Raw genomic sequence first — 2,839 nt, 5'->3', positions numbered from 1 at the left:
ATTATGACAGGCTTTTAAGTATGACCACAATTTCCTTCGATGTAGCGCTGGAAGATATTCTAACAAGCCTTACAGGCGGTCTTGAATTAATATTCGCTAATGATATTGAAATTAAAAGTACACCGGAACTAGTTAAATTAATCAACAAGTATAAACCACAAGTAATGGATGTGACTCCATCAAGATTGGCTGCATACCTTGAAGTTGATTCATTTTGTAAAGCAATCAAGTGCATAGAATGCATATTCATTGGTGGAGAACAATTTTCAGCATCCACCTACACAGAACTTATAAAACACAGTGATGCAATTGTATACAACAGTTACGGACCAACCGAAACTACAATTACCTCAAACAACAAAATCGTGACTGATGTTAATGATTTGACCGTAGGCCCTCCAGTAAAAAATTATATTACTGATGTAAGAGACATTGACGGCAAACTACTACCACAAGGAGTAATGGGAGAACTATACATTGGAGGTCCAGGTGTTGGAAAAGGATATTACAACTTAGATGATAAAACAAAAGAAGTATTCCTAACCATTAATGACCTCCCATACTACAGAAGTGGGGACTATGCAATTGAAACACCTAACGGTGAAATCGACATAAAAGGAAGAATCGATAACCAAATCAAACTCAGAGGACTAAGAATAGAAATCGGAGAAATCGAATCCAACATCGGAAAATATCCAAAAATAAAACAAAATGCCGTTGTTATTAAAGAAATCAATAATAACGACCATCTTTGTGCATACTTCACTGCTGAAGAGGAAATTGATACTGAAGATTTAAAAGAACACTTGAAAGAAAGATTGACCAGATACATGGTTCCAACAGTATTTATGCAATTGGATGAAATGCCACAAACACCAAATGGAAAAACTGACATTAAACAATTGCCGGAACCAGAATTAAAATTATCATTAACACTTCCTGAAACTGAAACTGAAGAAATATTAATGAGCATTGCTTCAAAACTTACAGAAACTGAAGAATTTGGTACTACCGATGATTTATACGCTGTCGGATTTACTTCATTAACATTGATGAAGTTAAATGCAATCATCTATGAAGAGTTGCATGCTAACTTAAACATTATTGAACTGTTAAATGATCCGACAATTAAAAATATTGCAAAACAAATTGACAACATCGAAGAGGATGGAATAGATTTAGATGCATTAATCGAATCAGCAAAAGATACAATTTATTATCCGTTAACTTCAAATCAATTGGGAGTTTACTACGAATGTATCCAGAGTACTGAAGAAGCACAATACAATCTTCCAGCTACAATCAAATTCGACAATTCAGTTGATGCTGAAAAATTAAAAGAAGCTATAATAACTACAATTGAAGCATATCCATATCTTAAAACCAGACTTGTCACACATGATGGAGAACTAATGCAAAAACGTGATGATTCAATTGCAATTGAAGACATTCCTATTGTTGAAGTGGATTCCATTACTGATGAAGAAATTGAAAAAGAAAATGTGAAAACATTTGAATTGGAAGATAATCAATTGTTCAGGTTCAAAATATATAAAACTCCTTCACAAACAATATTGTTCTCAGATGTTCACCACATAATTACTGATGGGGAATCTCTTGATAATTTATTTAACAATATCGCTAATGCTTATGATGGAAAAGAACTTGAAAAAGAAACTATTGACGGATATCTTAACAGCATTATTGAAAAAGAAAATGAAAAAAGCGAACATTACGAATTATCTAAAAAATACTTCCAAGACCAATTAAGTCATGAAGTGGATTCAACAATCTTAACACCTGACTTAAATGGAGACCAAGAAAAAGGAATTTTAAAACCAGTATCCAAAAACATTGATCCTAACGAAATTAGTGAATTCTGTTCCAATACTAAAATAAGTCCTAATGTATTGGTCATGGCAAGTACAATATTGACTTTAAACAAATACACATTCAGTGATAAAACTTTATTAACAACAATTTTCAACGGTAGGGCAAACCCTAATTACTACAATACTCAAGCATTTTTAGTAAAAACACTACCAATAGTATCAATCAATGAAAACAGAAATCAAACTGTTAAAGAATTCTTAAAGCAGGTTTCAGATATTTGGAAAGATACTATTAATTATAGTGATTATCCATATGCAAATATTGCTGAGGAATTTAAATTAAAACCGGAATTTTTCTATGCATATCACAACTTAGATTCTGAAAAAATAGAAATTAACAATAAAACTTACGAAGTTGAATATGTAAATACCGTTGAAACCAATTATAAAATTGTTTTTGATGTAAATGAAACTAAAGACAATGTCGAATTCTTCTTACAATACAATGATCAATTATACTCCAAGGAATATATTGAAACATTTGTAAATTCCATCCTGATTACTTTAAAACAAATTATGGGAAGCAATATTGAAGAATTCATGATTAAAGATATTGAATTGGAAACCGAAAGGCCACTACCTGAATTCATACCTGTAGAAACACCATTCATACACAAACGTTTCGAAAAACAAGTGGAAACAAAACCGGACGAAATAGCACTCGTTGCAACAGATGCAACACTAACATACAAAGAACTAAACGAAAAAGCAAACAGAATCGCAAACGCACTAATCAAAAAAGGAGTAAAACCAAAAAGCAATATATTGGGAATGCTTAAAAGAGACAGTGCATTAATTGCAACAATTATAGGTATTTTAAAAGCAGGATGCACATTCGTACCATTGGATTTAGAATACCCTGTTGAAAGAATTCAATACATTTATGAAAACAGTCAAGCAGACTACATAATTACTGAAGATGAATCAACAGACGTTTCTTTAAATAT

The 2,839-nt window shown here is 31.7% G+C and carries 1 protein-coding gene; it reads left to right on the top strand.

The window, feature by feature from the left end:
* Positions 1–20: 20 nt before the first annotated feature.
* Positions 21–2,839 (top strand): AMP-binding protein (locus tag QZ143_RS09630; RefSeq protein WP_292883675.1); only part of this gene is annotated, 2,819 nt, incomplete at its 3' end.

The sequence above is a fragment of the Methanobrevibacter sp. UBA188 genome (assembly GCF_905234905.1).
Taxonomy (GTDB): domain Archaea; phylum Methanobacteriota; class Methanobacteria; order Methanobacteriales; family Methanobacteriaceae; genus Methanocatella.
Note: the sequence above shows the minus strand (reverse complement) of the source record. Positions and strands in the feature narration are given on the sequence as shown.